14 protein-coding genes are annotated in these 15,716 nt (G+C 71.1%); 1 reads left to right on the forward strand and 13 read right to left on the reverse strand.

Annotation, left to right across the window (positions count from 1 at the left end; genetic code table 11):
* The first annotated feature begins 41 nt into the window (after positions 1-41).
* Entirely contained in the window at positions 42-1,229 is a 1,188-nt protein-coding gene (locus tag D458_RS0113045) for a DUF418 domain-containing protein (protein WP_017587194.1), read from the forward strand.
* Positions 1,230-1,331: 102 nt separating this feature from the next.
* On the opposite strand, the gene der is transcribed toward D458_RS0113045, so the two are convergent.
* From der to D458_RS0113115, 13 genes are all read right to left on the reverse strand, one after another.
* On the reverse strand, positions 1,332-2,774 hold the full coding sequence (gene der, locus D458_RS0113050) for a ribosome biogenesis GTPase Der (protein WP_017587195.1): 1,443 nt from the start codon (positions 2,772-2,774) through the stop codon (positions 1,332-1,334).
* Between the two features lie 239 nt (positions 2,775-3,013).
* Entirely contained in the window at positions 3,014-3,709 is a 696-nt protein-coding gene (cmk, locus tag D458_RS0113055; RefSeq protein ID WP_017587196.1) for a (d)CMP kinase, read from the reverse strand.
* Between the two features lie 154 nt (positions 3,710-3,863).
* Positions 3,864-5,033: a prephenate dehydrogenase gene (locus D458_RS0113060; RefSeq protein ID WP_017587197.1), complete on the reverse strand. Its 1,170-nt coding sequence runs from the start codon at positions 5,031-5,033 to the stop codon at positions 3,864-3,866.
* Between the two features lie 226 nt (positions 5,034-5,259).
* The gene (gene aroH, locus D458_RS0113065; RefSeq protein WP_026119259.1) at positions 5,260-5,622 is read right to left on the reverse strand and encodes a chorismate mutase; all 363 of its coding nucleotides are present in this window, start codon (positions 5,620-5,622) and stop codon (positions 5,260-5,262) included.
* 115 nt (positions 5,623-5,737) lie between these two features.
* Positions 5,738-6,739 (reverse strand): pseudouridine synthase, encoded by a 1,002-nt coding sequence (locus D458_RS38085; RefSeq protein WP_338036992.1) that lies wholly within the window; start codon positions 6,737-6,739, stop codon positions 5,738-5,740.
* Positions 6,740-7,793: 1,054 nt separating this feature from the next.
* Complete coding sequence (scpB, locus tag D458_RS0113080; RefSeq protein WP_017587201.1) at positions 7,794-8,384, reverse strand: SMC-Scp complex subunit ScpB; 591 nt, start codon at positions 8,382-8,384, stop codon at positions 7,794-7,796.
* Positions 8,381-9,250, reverse strand: coding sequence for a segregation and condensation protein A (locus D458_RS0113085; RefSeq protein ID WP_017587202.1), 870 nt, complete (start codon positions 9,248-9,250; stop codon positions 8,381-8,383). Before D458_RS0113085 ends, scpB begins: the two co-directional genes overlap by 4 nt.
* A 118-nt stretch (positions 9,251-9,368) precedes the next feature.
* Entirely contained in the window at positions 9,369-9,770 is a 402-nt protein-coding gene (locus D458_RS0113090; RefSeq protein WP_017587203.1) for a hypothetical protein, read from the reverse strand.
* The gene (locus D458_RS0113095; RefSeq protein ID WP_017587204.1) at positions 9,767-10,726 is read right to left on the reverse strand and encodes a ParA family protein; all 960 of its coding nucleotides are present in this window, start codon (positions 10,724-10,726) and stop codon (positions 9,767-9,769) included. The genes D458_RS0113090 and D458_RS0113095 overlap by 4 nt, the downstream gene beginning before the upstream one ends.
* A 291-nt stretch (positions 10,727-11,017) precedes the next feature.
* Positions 11,018-12,064 carry a site-specific tyrosine recombinase XerD gene (locus tag D458_RS0113100; protein ID WP_083936299.1) on the reverse strand — a complete coding sequence of 349 codons (1,047 nt, stop codon included), beginning with the start codon at positions 12,062-12,064 and terminating at the stop codon, positions 11,018-11,020.
* 7 nt (positions 12,065-12,071) lie between these two features.
* Positions 12,072-12,740: an NUDIX domain-containing protein gene (locus D458_RS0113105; protein WP_017587206.1), complete on the reverse strand. Its 669-nt coding sequence runs from the start codon at positions 12,738-12,740 to the stop codon at positions 12,072-12,074.
* Positions 12,741-12,784: 44 nt separating this feature from the next.
* Complete coding sequence (locus tag D458_RS0113110) at positions 12,785-14,425, reverse strand: CTP synthase (protein ID WP_083936300.1); 1,641 nt, start codon at positions 14,423-14,425, stop codon at positions 12,785-12,787.
* 343 nt (positions 14,426-14,768) lie between these two features.
* Positions 14,769-15,692: a hydroxymethylglutaryl-CoA lyase gene (locus tag D458_RS0113115; protein WP_017587208.1), complete on the reverse strand. Its 924-nt coding sequence runs from the start codon at positions 15,690-15,692 to the stop codon at positions 14,769-14,771.
* Positions 15,693-15,716 lie beyond the last annotated feature (24 nt).

Below are 15,716 nucleotides of genomic sequence, written 5' to 3' on the forward strand. Positions count from 1 at the left end.
ATGACGTAGCATGCAAGAAAGCATCCCGTCGAGGAGGACCTGTGACCGCCCCCACGACCACCGGCGCACCGCGTGCGCTCGCCCCCGACCTGGCCCGGGGCGCCATGCTCCTGGCCATCGCCCTGGCGCACGCCCCCTTGTTCGTCCTGGCCGTGGACCACGGCCCGGCACTGGCCAACGGGGTCTCCCACGCCTTCCACGAAGTGTTCGTGGGCAACCACGCCCGGCCCATGTTCGCGCTCCTGTTCGGCTACGCCCTCGTCCAGATGCTGGACCGGCGGACCGCACACGGCGACGATCCCGCCGACGTCCGCTCCATGCTGCGCCGCCGGGGCCTGTGGCTGCTGGTCTTCGGGCTGGCCCACCTCCTGCTGGCACCCCTCGACATCCTGGCCCCGTACGGCGTCGCCTCACTGCTGCTCGTGGGGCTGCTGAAGGTCCGTGACCGCACCCTGTTGTGGGTCGGCGCCCTCACCCTGGTCCCCGGAACCCTGGTCTCCTCGATTCCCCTCATGCTCGCCCTGGGCCAGGGGGTGACCACCTTCGACATCGGCAACGTGGCCGTGCCCGTCGGGACCGACCTCGGCACCCACTACCTGCAGCGCCTCTCCGGCACACCGTTCGGGTTGGCGTTCGGAACGGTCCTGGTGGTGCCCGGCGTGATCATCGGCATGTGGGCGGCCCGGCGCGGACTGCTGGACCGGCCCGAACGCCACCGCGTGTTCCTGACCCGCGCCGTCGTCATCACCATGACGGTCTCCGTCCTGGGCGCCCTGCCGTCGATCCTCGCCCAGACCGGCCTGTGGACGCCCGAGTCCGCGGCCGCGGTGTGGGGAACGGCCCTGTCCCAGCCGCTCACCGGCTACTTCGGCGGTTTCGGGATGGCCGGGGCGATCGCCCTGATCTCCATCCGCGCGGCCCGCACCCGGGGGCCGGTGACCACGGCCGTGGCGGCGCTCGGGCAGCGTTCGATGACCTTCTACCTGTTCCAGAGCGTGGTGTTCATGGTGGTCTTCTCGCCTTTCGTCCTGGGTTTCCAGGACCGCGTGGGGCTGACCGGATCCTTCGTGGTGGCCGCGCTGACCTGGCTGGTGTCGGTGGCCGCCGCCGAACTGATGCGGCGCCGGGGGCACCGCGGCCCGGCGGAGAAGCTGCTGCGCCGCCTGGTCGGCCCCGTCCGCCCGAAGGCCGGGTCGGCGTCGGGCAAGGAACTCTCCTCCACCGAGTGAGCACACGACCGTGAGCACATGACGAAGGGGGCGCCCCGCCGGGGCGCCCCCTTCACCTCTCACCTGCCGAACCCGCTCCGAGCGGGTCCCGGCGGCTGACCGCTAGCGGCGGCCTCCGCCACCGCGCGGCTTGCGGTCCGGACGCACGCTGCCCTTGGAGGCGCGTCCCGGGAGCCCGCCCTTCTTCTCGCGGATCCGCATGCTGATGTGCACCGGGGTCCCCTCGAAACCGAAGTCCTCACGCAGCCGGCGCTCGATGAAGCGGCGGTAGTTGTCCTCGAGGAACCCGGTGGTGAACAGGACGAAGTGCGGCGGACGCGCACCGGCCTGGGTCGCGAACAGGATCTTGGGCTGCTTGCCGCCGCGCACCGGCGGCGGGGTGGCCGCCACCAGCTCCTTGAGCCAGTTGTTGAGCTGACCCGTGGAGATGCGCTGGTTGAAACCGGCCAGGCTGGTCTCGATCGCCGGAACGAGCCGCTCCATGTGGCGGCCGGTCGCCGCGGAGATGTTCACCCTGGGGGCCCAGGAGACCCGCGCCAGCTGGCGGTCGATCTCCTTCTCCAGGTAGACGCGGCGCTCCTCGTCGAGGATGTCCCACTTGTTGAAGGCCAGGACCAGACCGCGGCCGGCCTCGACGACCTGCTCCACGACCCGGATGTCCTGCTCGGCCAGCGGCTCGCTGACGTCCATCAGCACCACGGCCACCTCGGCCCGCTCCAGGGCGGTGCCGGTGCGCATGGTCGCGTAGTAGTCGGCGCCCTGGAGCGCACGGAACCGGCGGCGGATACCGGCGGTGTCGATGAACTTCCAGGTCTTGCCGCCCAGGTCGATCAGCTCGTCGACCGCGTCACGGGTGGTACCCGCCACGGAGTCCACGACCACGCGGTCCTCACCGGCGAGCCGGTTCAGCAGGCTGGACTTGCCCACGTTCGGGCGGCCCAGCAGGGCGATGCGGGACGGGCCGTCCTCGTCGTCGTCCTCCCCCTGACCCTCGGGGGTCTCGGGGAAGGCCTCCACGACGGCGTCCAGCATGTCGCCGGTACCGCGTCCGTGCAGGGCGCTGATCGCGAAGGGCTGACCCACACCCAGGTTCCACAGGCCGAGCGCGTCGGCCTCCTGCTGCCCGCCGTCGACCTTGTTGGCGGCCAGCACCACGGGCTTCTTGGTGGCGCGCAGCACGCGGGTGACCGCGGCGTCGGCGTCGGTGATGCCCACGGTCGCGTCGACCACGAACAGGATGACGTCGGCGGTCTGCGCGGCGTACTCGGCCTGGCGGGCGACCATCGCGGCCAGGCCGCTGACACTGGTCTCCCAGCCGCCGGTGTCCACCAGCGTGAAGCGGTGGTTCTGCCACTCGGCGTCGTAGGCCACCCGGTCCCGGGTCACGCCCGGGACGTCCTCGACCACCGCCTCGCGGCGGCCGATGATCCGGTTGACCAGGCTGGACTTGCCGACGTTGGGGCGGCCGACGACGGCGACGACGGGCAGTGCCGCGTCCTCACCCTCGGGTGCCGTGCCCACGTCGGACACGTCGAACTCACTCATGTACTCGTACTCCCGGTTCCAGGTCCCCACGCGCCCAGGATGCGTGCCGTGAGGATGTGTAAGGATTCGACGCGATCGCCACGTGAATCACTCACGGGCGCCGATACGGGCGCCCGTGTCCTGCCACGAGGGGCAACCCCCGTGGATGTTCGTGTGTTCCCCCTCGCGGGGGTGGTGTGGCCGGTCTCTCCCCGGCCTCCCGCCGCTCCCACCCTCTGACGGGTTCGGCGGGCGACACCTCAGCGCTGGTTGTCGCGGGCCTCGTCGGCCAGCTTGACGACCAGGGCGACGACCTCGTCGAGGCTCAGGCCGGTGGTGTCGAGCTCGGTGGCGTCCGCGGTCTGCGTCAGCGGCGAGTGCTTGCGGCTGGAGTCCAGCTGGTCCCGGCGGGCCAGGTCGGCCTGGGTCGCCGCGACGTCAACGGTCCGGACCTCCTTGCTGCGCCGCTGCGCACGCGCCTCGGCGCTGGCGGTCAGGAACAGCTTGACGGGGGCGTCGGGGGCGACGACGGTCGTGATGTCACGGCCCTCGACCACGATACCCGCGCTCTCGTCGCAGGCGGCCTCGATGACCTCGCGCTGGGTCCGCACCAGCAGCTCACGCGCCTCGGGCACTGCCGAGACGGCACTGACGTTGGTGGTGACCTCCTTGCCGCGGATCTCGGCGGCCACGTCGCGGCCGTCCACCGTCACGGTGGGGGCGGACGGGTCCGTGCCCATGGTGATGACGGGACGCTCGACGTTGGCGGCCACCGCGACGGTGTCGTTGACGTCGATGCCGCTGTCCAGCATCCACCAGGTCAGGGCCCGGTACATGGCCCCGGTGTCGAGGTAGCGCAGTTCCCGCGCCTTGGCGACACCCTTGGCCGTGCTCGACTTGCCCGACCCGGAGGGACCGTCGATGGCGATGACGATGCCCTTGCCCTGCGCGCTCACTGCTGCTGACTCCCGGAATCACTGTGTATGGGGTGACGGCGCGTACTGCCGGCGCCGACGCCTCAGCCTACCTTCGCGCGAGGCTTCGCAGTACCAGAGCGCAGCCGGTGCGAGGCTCCGCGCAGGCCGCGCACCGAGCCGCTCGGCACCGCGCTCAGACGCCCGGGTGCACCGACCAGCCGTCGGCCGACAGTCCCTCGGCGAGCGTGTCCACGGCTTCGGGGAGCACGTACAGCTCGGCCACACCCAGCGGCAGGCCGGGGGTGTGCTCGATCCGCACGTCCTCGATGTTGACGCCCGCCGTGGCCGCCGCCGCGAACAGGCGGCCCAGCGCGCCGGGCTCGTCCGGGATGACCACGGGGATCACCGTGTAGACGGGACGGCGGACCGATCCGTGCTTTCCGGGGATGCGCCCGTGCCCCGAACGACCGCGGGCCAACAGGTCGCTGACGGGTGCCAGGCCGTCCCCGGCCCCGGCAGGGGGTTCGGTCCGCTCCGGGTCCCGCACGGCCGGATCGGCGGACCGGGCGTGCAGCGCCTCGGCGGTGGCGGCCAGGTCCGCGGCCATCTCGCTCAGTACGTCGGCCACCGGTCCGGCGTTGTGGGTGAGGATCTCCATCCACATGGCCGGGTCCCCGCCGGCGATGCGGGTGACGTCACGCACGCCCTGACCGGCCAGGGCCAGCGCGGTCGCGTCCCCGGACAGCAGCCGGGCGGCCACGGCCGAGGAGGCCACGTGCGGGGCGTGCGAGACCAGCGCCACCGCGCGGTCGTGCGCACGCGCCTCCAGCACCAGCGGGTCGGCCCCGCACAGGCGGGCCAGTTCGGTCACCGCCGCGACGGACACCGGGTCGGCCTTGCCGGTGGGGCACAGCGCCCAGGAGCGGCCCAGGAACAGGTCGGCGCGGGCGGCGCCGGGGCCGTGCTTCTCCCGACCGCCCATGGGGTGTCCGGGCACGAAGGTCGCCATGTCGCAGCCGAGCCGCTCGGCGCCCTCCAGCACGCTCGCCTTGACGCTGGCCACATCGGTGTACACCTGGGCCAGGCCGCGGTTCTGCAGGTCGCGCAGTACGGCCGGGACGACGGCGGGCGGGGCGGCGATCACCGCGACGTCCGCGGGGGCACCGTCCCCGGCCTCGTCCAGCGGACGCCCGGCGCCGAGGTCGCAGGCCAGCCGCAGGGACGCGGGGTCGGGGTCGGTGAGGGTGACGTCCACGTCGCGGGCGCGCAGGGCCAACGCGATCGACGTTCCGATCAGGCCGGTGCCGACCACCGTGACCCGACGCAGTTCCGTCCGTCCTGCTCCGGCCGTCTCCTCGTCCACAACACTCCCTCGTCTCCCACGCGTGCCCGTGTACGCCCACGTGTGCCGAAGGCGTGTTCCCAGACTACGACCTCGTGACCAGGGCGCCCGTCCGCCTCACACCGCGAGCGCGGAGTCCGCGCCCGGGAAATCCGACGGCCCCACGACCGTTCCGGCCCAGGAAACCCTCGGATCCCCGGGACCGCGGACAGAGCTCCGCTCCCGGCCGAACGCCCGGCCCGGTCGCCTACTGGGCGATGTCCAGGCGCAGCGCCTGGGCGCCGCGCAGGTAGACGTGCTGGACCTCGGCGCGCGGACGGTCGGTCTCCACGTGCGCCATGAGCCGCACCACCCGCGGCAGGGCGTGCGGGACGCCGATCTCGGACGCGCACATCAGCGGAACGTCGGCGAAACCCAGCTTGCGGGCAGCCAGCGCGGGGAACTCGCTGGTCAGGTCGGGCGTGGCCGTGAACAGCACGCTGATCACGTCGTCCGTGGTGAGCCCGTTGCGCCCCATCACCTCGGAGACCAGTTCGGCCGTGGCCTCCAGCACCTGCTCGCGTTCGTCCGCGTCGACCTGCACCGCACCGCGAATGGCCCGTACCGCCACGTTCGATCCCGCCTTCACCTCGTCAGTCGTGCCGCCGCCGTGGAGATAAGCGAGACGGCGGCCGCTCCCCGGGTTCGGGGGCGACCGCCGTCAACTGTATCGACAGACCTCGCGGCTAGAGGCCCGCGGCCTTGTACAGCTCGCCGACCTCACGCGAGCTGAGCGCCCGCATGGTGCCCAGGCGCAGGTTGTTCAGGTCGATCGGGCCGACCTGGGTACGCGCCAGGTCCGCGACCGGGTGGCCCACCGCCTCCATGAGACGGCGCACGATGTGCTTGCGCCCCTCGTGCAGACGGATCTCCACCATGGCCTGGTCGGAGTCGTTGTCGACCACGCGGAAGGAGTCGACCTTGACCGGGCCGTCCTCCAGCTCCACGCCCTTCTCGATCCCGCGCACCACGCGGTGCGGCACCGGGCCGTCCACCTTCGCGACGTAGGTCTTGACGACCTTGTAGCGCGGGTGCGTGAGCCGGTTGGCGAGGTCACCGTCGTTGGTCAGCAGGATGAGACCCTCGGTCTCGGTGTCCAGCCGACCCACGTGGAAGATGCGCTCGGCGGTCTGACCGGCGTAGTCGGCCAGGGTCGGGCGACCCTCCGGGTCCCACATGGTGCTGACCACACCGCGCGGCTTGTTCAACGCGAAGTACAGCTTGTCCGGGGCGGTGACCACGCGCATGTCGTCGACGCGGATCTCGGAGGCGTCCGGGTCGACCCGGGCACCGAAGCGCCGGACGATCTGGCCGTCCACGCTGACCCGGCCGGCCGCGATCATCTCCTCGCTGGCCCGACGGCTGGCGACACCGGCCGCGGCCAGCGCCTTCTGGAGCCGGATGCCGTTGGGCACGTCCGTGTAGGTGTCGCGGGGGTCGCCGCTGTGCCGGTCCTCGTCGCGCGGGTTGTAGTCCGCGCGCAGGGCTGCGAGGCGCTCGCGGGCCGCCTTGGAGAGCTGGTTCTCGCTCTTGGCGTCCCTGACGGGCGCGTGGTCGCGGCGGATCGGACGCTCGTCGGGGTCGTGGCCCTGGTCGCGGCGGGGACGGTCGTCGCGGTTCTGCGGACGTCCGCCACGGTTGTCGTCACGGCGCTGGTAGCCGCCGCCGCGCTTGTCGCCACCCTGCATACGGCGGCCCTGGGCGTCCCGGCGGGGACGGTCCTCGCGGTTCTGGTAATCGCCACCGCGCTTGTCGTCGCGTCCCTGGTGACCACCGCGGCCGCGGTCGTCACGGTCGAAGCGACCGCCGCGGTTGTCGTCCCGGCCCTGCGGACGACGGTCACGGTCATCACGGCGCTCGAAGGAACGGCCACCACGGTCATCACGACCCTGGTAACCACCACCGCGCTTGTCGTCACGGCCCTGGAAACCACCACGGCCACGGTTGTCATCGCGACCCTGGTAACCACCACCGCGCTTGTCGTCACGGCCCTGGTAACCACCGCCGCGCTTGTCATCGCGACCCTGGTAGCCGCCACCGCGCTTGTCATCACGGCCCTGGAAACCACCACGACCGCGGTCGTCACGGCTCCGGTCGTCCCGACGCGGACGGTCGTCGCGCTCGAACCGGCCACCCCGGTTGTCGTCCCGGCCCTGCGGACGACGGTCACGGTCATCACGGCGCTCGAAGCAACGGCCACCACGGTCATCACGACCCTGGTAACCACCACCGCGCTTGTCGTCGCGACCCTGGTAACCACCGCCGCGCTTGTCGTCACGGCCCTGGAAACCACCACGGCCACGGTTGTCGTCCCGACCCTGGTAGCCGCCACGGGAGCGGTCGTCCCGACCACTGTCGTCCCGACGCGGACGGTCATCGCGCTCGAACCGGCCGCCGCGGTTGTCGTCCCGGCCCTGCGGACGACGGTCACGGTCATCACGGCGCTCGAAGGAACGGCCACCACGGTCATCACGACCCTGGTAACCACCACCGCGCTTGTCGTCGCGACCCTGGAAACCACCACGGCCACGGTTGTCATCGCGACCCTGGTAGCCGCCACGGGAGCGGTCGTCCCGACCACTGTCGTCCCGACGCGGACGGTCGTCCCTGTCATAACGTCCGCCACCACGGCGGTCGTCCCTGCCTCGGTCGTCGCGGGGGCCTCGGCCGCCGCGGTTGTCATAGTCGCCGCGCTCACCGCGCGGGGCGTGTCCGTCCCGTGCACCACGGGAACGTTCGTTGTTAGGTGTGCTCACCGGTGTCGTCAAGACCTTCGATGTCGTCGGGGAGGAACGGCGCCAGATCAGGCAGTTCGTCCAGGCCTCGCAGGCCCAGCCGTTCCAGGAAATAGGAGGTGGTCCGATACAGCAGGGCACCGGACTCGGAATCGTGTCCGGCCTCTTCGATCAGGCCCCTCAGTACGAGGGTACGCATAACCCCGTCGCAGTTGACCCCGCGAACAGCGGAGACCCTGCCACGTGAGACCGGTTGGCGGTAGGCGACGACGGCCATCGTCTCGAGTGCGGCCTGGGTGAGCCGCACCTCCTGCCCTTCCCTGAGGAAGTGCTCGACGATGTCGGCGCACTCGGGCCGCGTGTAGACACGCCATCCCTCGGCCACCGCCCGTAGGTCGAAACCACGGCCCTGCGCGGTGTATTCCCCGGAGAGCTCCTCCAGGGTGCGGGTGACCGCGTCCAACGGCACGTCCATGGCACGGGCCAGGTCGTACTCGGACACCGGCTGGTCGACCACCATCAGCACCGCCTCGAGGTCGCGGCGCAGGGTGGGCGGAACGGAGACATCACCCACATCGGCGGTGTGCTCTACGGTCACGGCTGCTCCCCCGGTGTCGTTTCGGCGGTCGGTGCCGCCTCGTCGTCGTATTCGGACTCCAGCTCGACGTCCACGTCGCCGCCGGTCCAGGTGACGGTCAGCTCGCCCAGCGGTTCGGGCTGGTCGAAGCCGACGTTCGATGCGCGGTACAGCTCCAGCAGCGCCAGGAACCGGGCGACGACCTCGAAGGTACCGGTGCACTCGACCGTCAGCTGCGCGAACGTCAGCTGTCCGGCCTCTCGGAGTTCGACCGCCATCAGCTCGCCCTGCTCCTTGACGGAGGTCTTGGTGAGGTGGATGTGGGTGACCGAGACGCTCGGCGGCTCCTTCGGCGTGAACACCATGCCGGCCAGGGCCGCGAACTCCTGGGGGCCGAGTTTGAACAGCACGTCCGGACGCATCCCCGCGAACCGCTCCTCCAGCGGCACCGCCCGCGCGTACCGGCGCCCCTGCGCGGCCAACCGCTCGCGCATGAACGCGGCGACCTCCTTGTAGGCGCGGTACTGCAGCAGGCGGGCGAACAACAGGTCGCGGGCCTCCAGCAGCGCCAGGTCGGCCTCGTCCTCGATCTCGCCGCGCGGCAGCAGCCGGGCGGCCTTGAGGTCGAGCAGGGTGGCCGCCACCAGCAGGAAGTTGCTGGCCTGGTCCAGGTCCCAGTCATCGCCGAACGTGCGGATGTGCGCGATGAACTCGTCGGTGACCTTCGACAGCGACACCTCGGTGATGTCCAGCTTGTGCTTGGAGATCAGCCCGAGGAGGAGGTCGAAGGGCCCTTCGAAGTTCTCCAGGTGCACCTGGAAGGCGTTCTCGTCGACCTCGTCGGCACCCTCGGTCGGCGAGGGCCTCCCCTTCCGGTCAGTCACCATGACGGGTCCACGTCGTTTCACTCATGACACAAGGGTGTCACCGGCTCGGACCAGCCGGTGACACCCTCGCCTGTCGTCCCCGTTCCCGTCCGCTCCCCCAGCGGTCGGAAAGGGACGGTCACTCCTCGGTCAGCCGGCGCACCAGCATGCTGCTGGAGCCGTGCTCCTCGAAGTCGGCGAGCAGCACGGCGACGGCCTCGCGTACGAGGCGGCCGCGGTCGGCCGACAACCCGTGCTCCGCGCGGAGCGAGAGCCGGGTCTGTTCCAGGGCCAGCAGTTCGGGCCCGGAGACATAGACGGTGATCTTCTCGTCGTGGCGCTGGCGTCCACTCGGTTTGGGCGCGCGGCGCACCTTGGCCTTGCCGCGACCGTTCGACTTGCGCTCGGGCCGTTCCGACGAGGTCTCGGTCGTGCTCTGTCGGTCCTGTTCCGGTACCTGGTACTGGCGTTCGGTCTCGACCGGCTCCTCTTCGGGGCCGGAGGGGCGGAAGAACAGCTCGTCCGCCCCGGGTAGCGTCACACGTCGTGACCGCTGAGAGGCCACCTCGCCAGCACCTCCTTGGCCAGGGACCGGTAGGCGTTGGCCCCGGCCGAGGACGAGTCGAACCTGGTGATCGGTTCGCCCGCCACGGTGGCGTCCGGGAAGCGCACGGTGCGGTTGATCACCGTGCCGTAGACCTTGTCGCCGAACCCGTCCACGATCGTGGACAGCACCTCGCGGGCGTGCAGGGTGCGCGGGTCGTACATGGTGCCGAGGAAACCGTCGATGACCAGGTCCTCGTTGAGGCGCTCCTGGACCTTCTGGATGGTGTCCATCAGCAGCGCCACACCGCGCAGTGCGAAGAACTCGCACTCCAGCGGCACGATGACGCCGTCCGCGGCGGTCAGCGCGTTGACGGTCAGCAGGCCCAGCGACGGCTGGCAGTCGATGAGGATGACGTCGTAGTCGTTGATGACCGGGCGCAGCGCGCGCCCGAGCATCTGCTCACGGGCCACCTCGCCGACCAGCTGCACCTCTGCGGCGGACAGGTCGATGTTGCTCGGGATGAGGTCCAGTCCGTCGATGTCCGTCTTGAGCAGGACGTCCTCGACCGTCACGTCACGCTGCATGAGCAGGTTGTAGACGGTCAGGTCCAGCTCGCGCGGGTCCAGGCGGCCCAGGCCCACCGACAGCGCGCCCTGCGGGTCGAAGTCGACCAGCAGCACCCGTCTGCCGTACTCGGCGATGGCGGCGCCGAGGTTGATGGTGGTGGTGGTCTTACCGACCCCACCCTTCTGGTTACAGAGTGCTACAATCCGTGCCGGGCCGTGTTCGTCGAGCGGCGTCGGCTCCGGATATGTTCGCACGGGTCTCTTGGTGTGCAGATCCGCCCCCGTGTTGCGTGTCGTCCCCCACGGGTTGCTCACCGGGTCGGCGAGATCATCCCCGCCAACGGGTGCGGTGTTCGCCGCCTCGTCGTTCTCCGACCAGTTCACAACCCTTGACCTCCCCTACGGACCGGCCACGGCCCGATGGGACTCTTGACGCCTCCCACGACTGGCCGCCGTCGGAAACTCAATATGTCGACAGCAACGTACCTCTGTGCGGCGACTCTAGAACGACGACACGGCGCACTTCAACATGATCCGACGAGGATTCCCCTGCCTGCACAACTAGGAGGAACTGCTCGCACGTACCCTTTCTTCTCGTAGGAGAAGGGTACACATGCCGCACGTCGGACTCACCCGGAACGCTCCAGCGCTTCCCCCACCAGCAAGGCCCTCCTGTCACCGCGGACCACCCGTACCCCCCGCGCGACGCGCTCTGGGGTGGCTGGAGGCGTACACCTCACGCAACCGCTCCACCGTCACCAACGTGTAGACCTGTGTGGTGGTGACCGAACTGTGCCCCAACAGCTCCTGCACGATGCGGATGTCCGCCCCTCCGTCGAGCAGGTGGGTGGCGAAGGAGTGCCGGAGGGTGTGGGGCGAGATGCCCTCCACCCCGGCCCGCTCGGCCACCGCCGACAGCAGCGCCCAACCGCCCTGGCGGGTCAGTCGGCCGCCGCGCGCGTTCACGAACAGCGCGGCCCCTCCCCTGCCCGACGCGGCCAGTACCGGCCGCACCCGGGTCAGGTACCCGCCCAGGGCACGGCGCGCGTAGGAACCCAACGGCACCAGGCGTTCCTTCCCGCCCTTGCCGCGGAACCGCACCAGCCCGACCGAACCCCGCGCGTCCACCGCCTCGGTGACGTCGTCCACGTCCAGCCCCACCGCCTCCGACACCCGCGCTCCCGTGCCGTAGAGCACCTCGAGCAGGGCGCGGTCGCGCTGGGCCAGCAGGTCGGCGCGGTCGGCCGAGGCCGGGGCCTGAGCGGGGCCGGCCGCGTCCAGCAACCGCTCCACCGTGTCCAGGGGGACCGCCTTGGGCAGGCGCATCGGCGGCGCGGGGGGAGCCACCTCGACGGCCGGGTCGGTGGCCGCCCACCCCTCGCGCACCGCGAACCGGTGCAGCCCCCGCACAGCAGCCAGGGCGCGTCCGGCCGAGGACGCGCTCAGCGGAGCGTGTTCGCCGTCGCCCTCCCGCAGGGCGCCCAGGAACGCACCGACCTGGGCGGGGGTCACCCCCGCCAGGTCGCGGAGCCCCTGACCGTCCAGGTACTCGGCATAACGCCCCAGGTCACGGCGGTAGGCCAGCAGAGTGTTGTCGGCCAGGGCCCGCTCGGCGCTCAGGTGGTCCAGGAAGGCGGAGCGCACCCGGCCCAGCGGGCTCGCGTCGAGTGCGCCCTCCCCCGGTTCCGTCACCGGTGCGGCCTCCCCCGGTTCCCTCCTCATCGGCGGCTCAGGCGCCCGAGGCCGCGGGCAGGGAGGCGAACCCGTCCTGGGAGGCGGCGTGCGCGGCGAGGATCCCGATGACGGTCGCCCCGTTGTGCAGGCGTCCCTCCAGAACCGCGCGCACGGCCTGCTCCAGCGGCAGCCACTCGGCGGCCAGGTCGGTCTCCTCGTGCTCGCGCACGAAGTCGATCTCCTCCGCGGGCACCTCGCTCAGGTCCCGTGCCAGGAACACGTGGATGCGCTCGTTGGAAAAACCCGTGCTGGGGAAGAAGTCCGGAAGTCTGTGCCAGGTCGCGGCGCGCAGTGAGGACTCCTCCACCAGCTCGCGCCGGGCGGTGGCCAGCGGCCCCTCGCCCTCGCCGTCGATCAGCCCGGCCGGCAGCTCCCACAGCGTGTGCTGGGTGGGGTGCCGGTACTGGCGCTGCAGCAGCACCCGCCCCTGAGCGTCCAGGGCCACGATCGCCGCGGCACCCGGGTGGTCCATGTAGTCGCGGGCAGCCAGGGTGCTGCCTTCGCCGTTGGCACCGGGCATCTGCACCCAGTCCGTGACCATCCCGGACTTGGCTCCCCGGTACCGCTCCTCGGAGCGCTCCACCGGCCACGACTCGGGGGCGTCCGCGATCTTCGCGTACGCCCCCGTCGTCTCGTCGGCGACCGGGCGGGTGTGGTTGGCCATGCGGCCCCTCTCAGGCTCGTGCCCCACCCGCCTGGCCGTTCCCGCTAGGAGCGCTTGCGCTCCAGCGAGGCGGAGACCAGGCCGCGGAAGAGCGGGTTCGCGTTGGTCGGGCGGGAGCGCAGCTCCGGGTGCGCCTGCGTCGCGATGAAGAACGGGTGCACGTCCCGGGGCAGTTCCACGTACTCCACCAGCTTGCCATCAGGGGAGAGGCCGGAGAACACCAGGCCCGCCTCCTCCAGCTTGGGCCGGTAGGCGTTGTTGACCTCGAACCGGTGGCGGTGGCGCTCGGACGCCTGGTCGGCGCCGTCGTACAGGTCCCGGGCCAGGGTGCCCTCGCCGAGGTCGGCCGGGTACAGGCCCAGACGCATGGTGCCGCCCATGTCGCGGTCGCCCGAGACCACGTCCTCCTGGTCGGCCATGGTCGCGATGACCGGGTCGATCGCCTTGTCGTCGAACTCCAGGCTGTTGGCGCCCTCGAGCCCGAGCACGTTGCGCGCGTACTCGATGACCATGCCCTGCAGCCCCAGGCAGATGCCCAGCAGCGGCACGCCCTTCTCACGGGCGTAGCGGATCGCGCCGAGCTTGCCCTCGATGCCGCGCACGCCGAAGCCGCCCGGGATGAGGACGCCGTCGGCGCCGTCGAGCTCGGCGGCCGCACCCGAGGGACTGGCGCAGTTGTCACTGGCCACCCAGCGGATGTTCACGCGGGTGTTGGTGGCGAAACCGCCGGCGCGCAGGGCCTCGCTGACCGACAGGTAGGCGTCGGGCAGGTCGATGTACTTGCCGACCATGGCGATGGTGACCTCGTGGTCGGGCTGGTGCACGCGGCGCAGCAGCTCGTCCCACTCGGTCCAGTCCACGTCCCGGAAGGGCATGCCGAGACGGCGCACGACGTAGGCGTCCAGACCCTCGCGGTGCAGCACCTTGGGGATGTCGTAGATGGAGGGCGCGTCGGGCGTGGAGACCACACCGGCCTCGTCCACGTCGCACATGAGGCTGATCTTGGACTTCAGGCTCTGCGTGATGGGGCGGTCCGCACGGCACACGATGGCGTCGGGCTGGATGCCGATGCTGCGCAGGGCGGCGACCGAGTGCTGGGTCGGTTTGGTCTTCATCTCACCGGACGGGCCCAGGAACGGGATGAGAGAGACGTGCAGGAAGAAGCAGTTCTCCCGGCCGATCTCGTGCCGGATCTGACGGACCGCCTCGAGGAAGGGCTGCGACTCGATGTCGCCGACCGTGCCGCCGATCTCGGTGATGACGATGTCGACGTCCGGGGCGTCCATCGCGTAGATGCGCGACTTGATCTCGTTGGTGATGTGCGGGATGACCTGCACGGTGTCACCGAGATAGGCGCCCTGGCGCTCCTTGGCGATCACGCTGGAGTAGATCTGTCCGGTGGTGACGTTGGCCGAGGCGGACAGCTCGACGTCGAGGAAGCGCTCGTAGTGGCCCACGTCCAGGTCGGTCTCGGCGCCGTCGTCGGTCACGAAGACCTCACCGTGCTGGAACGGGTTCATCGTCCCGGGGTCCACGTTGAGGTAGGGGTCCAGCTTCTGCATGGTGACCCGCAGGCCCCGCGACTTCAGGAGTCGACCCAGGCTGGAGGCGGTCAGGCCCTTGCCAAGACTGGAGGCGACGCCGCCAGTAACGAAAAGGTGCTTGGTACTCGCGGCGGATGCCAAAGTGTTGCTCCCGTGGTTTGAGTGGCTACGGCGGGCTCGGACGAGCTGAGCGGCCGTGCGGCGGTCCGGTTCCGCGCGGCGGCTGATGCCGCTCCAACACGTCGGACTCCACGGGGCACCAGGATAACAGGCCCCCCGTTCACCTACACCAGGGAACGCCGACCGGCCTCTCCGTGTTCCCTGCCCCGACCTGCGCGAAGGCCGTGAACCCCTGCTGTCACGGCACTCCGGCGCCACCGGCCGGGCCCCGGGTGGCGAAGGCAACACCGCCCCGGAATCCTCCCCCGCCCCGCGAAACCCCGGGGGCGGGAGCGTCGAATGTGACCAACGCCCGCCCGGAACCTCAGGCGGGGAAGCCCCCGGCCCGACCCAGGTAGGCGGGCGGCTGCTTGCCGAGCCGCTCCCCCATCCAGTCGCCCAGCGCGGCCGCCCCGGACAGGCTCACCCCGGTGTGCAGGCCGCTGCGGTGCAACAGGTACAGCAGGTCCTCGGTGGCGATGTTTCCGGTGGCGGCCGGGGCGAAGGGACAACCGCCGAAACCGCCCAGGCTGGAGTCGAGCACCCGCACCCCCTCCTCCACCGCGGCGAGCGCGTTCGCATAACCCGTGTTACGGGTGTTGTGGAAGTGACAACGCAGGGTCCGGCCTCCCGCGACCTCGGCGCTGCGGCGCAGCAGGTCCCGCACCTGGGCGGGCACCCCCACCCCGATCGTGTCGGCCAGGGCGACCTCCACGGCACCGGTGTCGGCGATCCGCCGCACGACCTCCACCACCCGCTCCGGCTCGACCTCACCGTCGAAGGGGCAGCCGAAGGCCGTGGAGACGGTGACGCTCAACGGCACCCCCGTGCCCTCCAGGGCCCGGTCCATCTCGACCAGGGAGTCCAGCATCTCGTCGACCGTGCAGCCCTGGTTGCGCGTGCAGAACCCGTCCGTGGCCGGAACCGCCACGTTGACCTCGGACACGCCCGCCTCCAGCGCCCGGTCCAGGCCGCGCCGGTTGAGCGCCAATCCGATGAAGGAGACCCCGGGCACCCGCTCGACCCCGGCCATGACCTCCTCGGCCCCGGCCATCTGCGGCACCCGCTTGGGGTTGACGAAACTGACCGCCTCGATCCGGCGCACCCCGGCGGCCACCGCACGGTCGACCAGCTCGATCCGGTCCTCGACCGACAGCACCGCGGCCTCGTTCTGGAGGCCGTCGCGCGGCCCCACCTCGACGATCTCCACGTGCTCGGCACCCTCGGGCCCACGGTCGTCAGCGGTCATCGTCTCCACCTCTCCACGCCCCGT

The sequence above is a fragment of the Nocardiopsis ganjiahuensis DSM 45031 genome, assembly GCF_000341085.1.
GTDB lineage: Bacteria > Actinomycetota > Actinomycetes > Streptosporangiales > Streptosporangiaceae > Nocardiopsis > Nocardiopsis ganjiahuensis.

Excerpts from the sequence above, each read along its gene's own strand:
- D458_RS0113115 (WP_017587208.1), bottom strand. The coding sequence starts at position 15,692 with ATGACCGCTGACGACCGTGGGCCCGAGGGTGCCGAGCACGTGGAGATC.
- D458_RS0113105 (WP_017587206.1), bottom strand. The coding sequence starts at position 12,740 with ATGGCCAACCACACCCGCCCGGTCGCCGACGAGACGACGGGGGCGTAC.
- D458_RS0113100 (WP_083936299.1), bottom strand. The coding sequence starts at position 12,064 with ATGAGGAGGGAACCGGGGGAGGCCGCACCGGTGACGGAACCGGGGGAG.
- der (WP_017587195.1), bottom strand. The coding sequence starts at position 2,774 with ATGAGTGAGTTCGACGTGTCCGACGTGGGCACGGCACCCGAGGGTGAG.
- D458_RS0113085 (WP_017587202.1), bottom strand. The coding sequence starts at position 9,250 with ATGGTGACTGACCGGAAGGGGAGGCCCTCGCCGACCGAGGGTGCCGAC.
- D458_RS38085 (WP_338036992.1), bottom strand. The coding sequence starts at position 6,739 with ATGCAGGGTGGCGACAAGCGCGGCGGCGGCTACCAGCGCCGTGACGAC.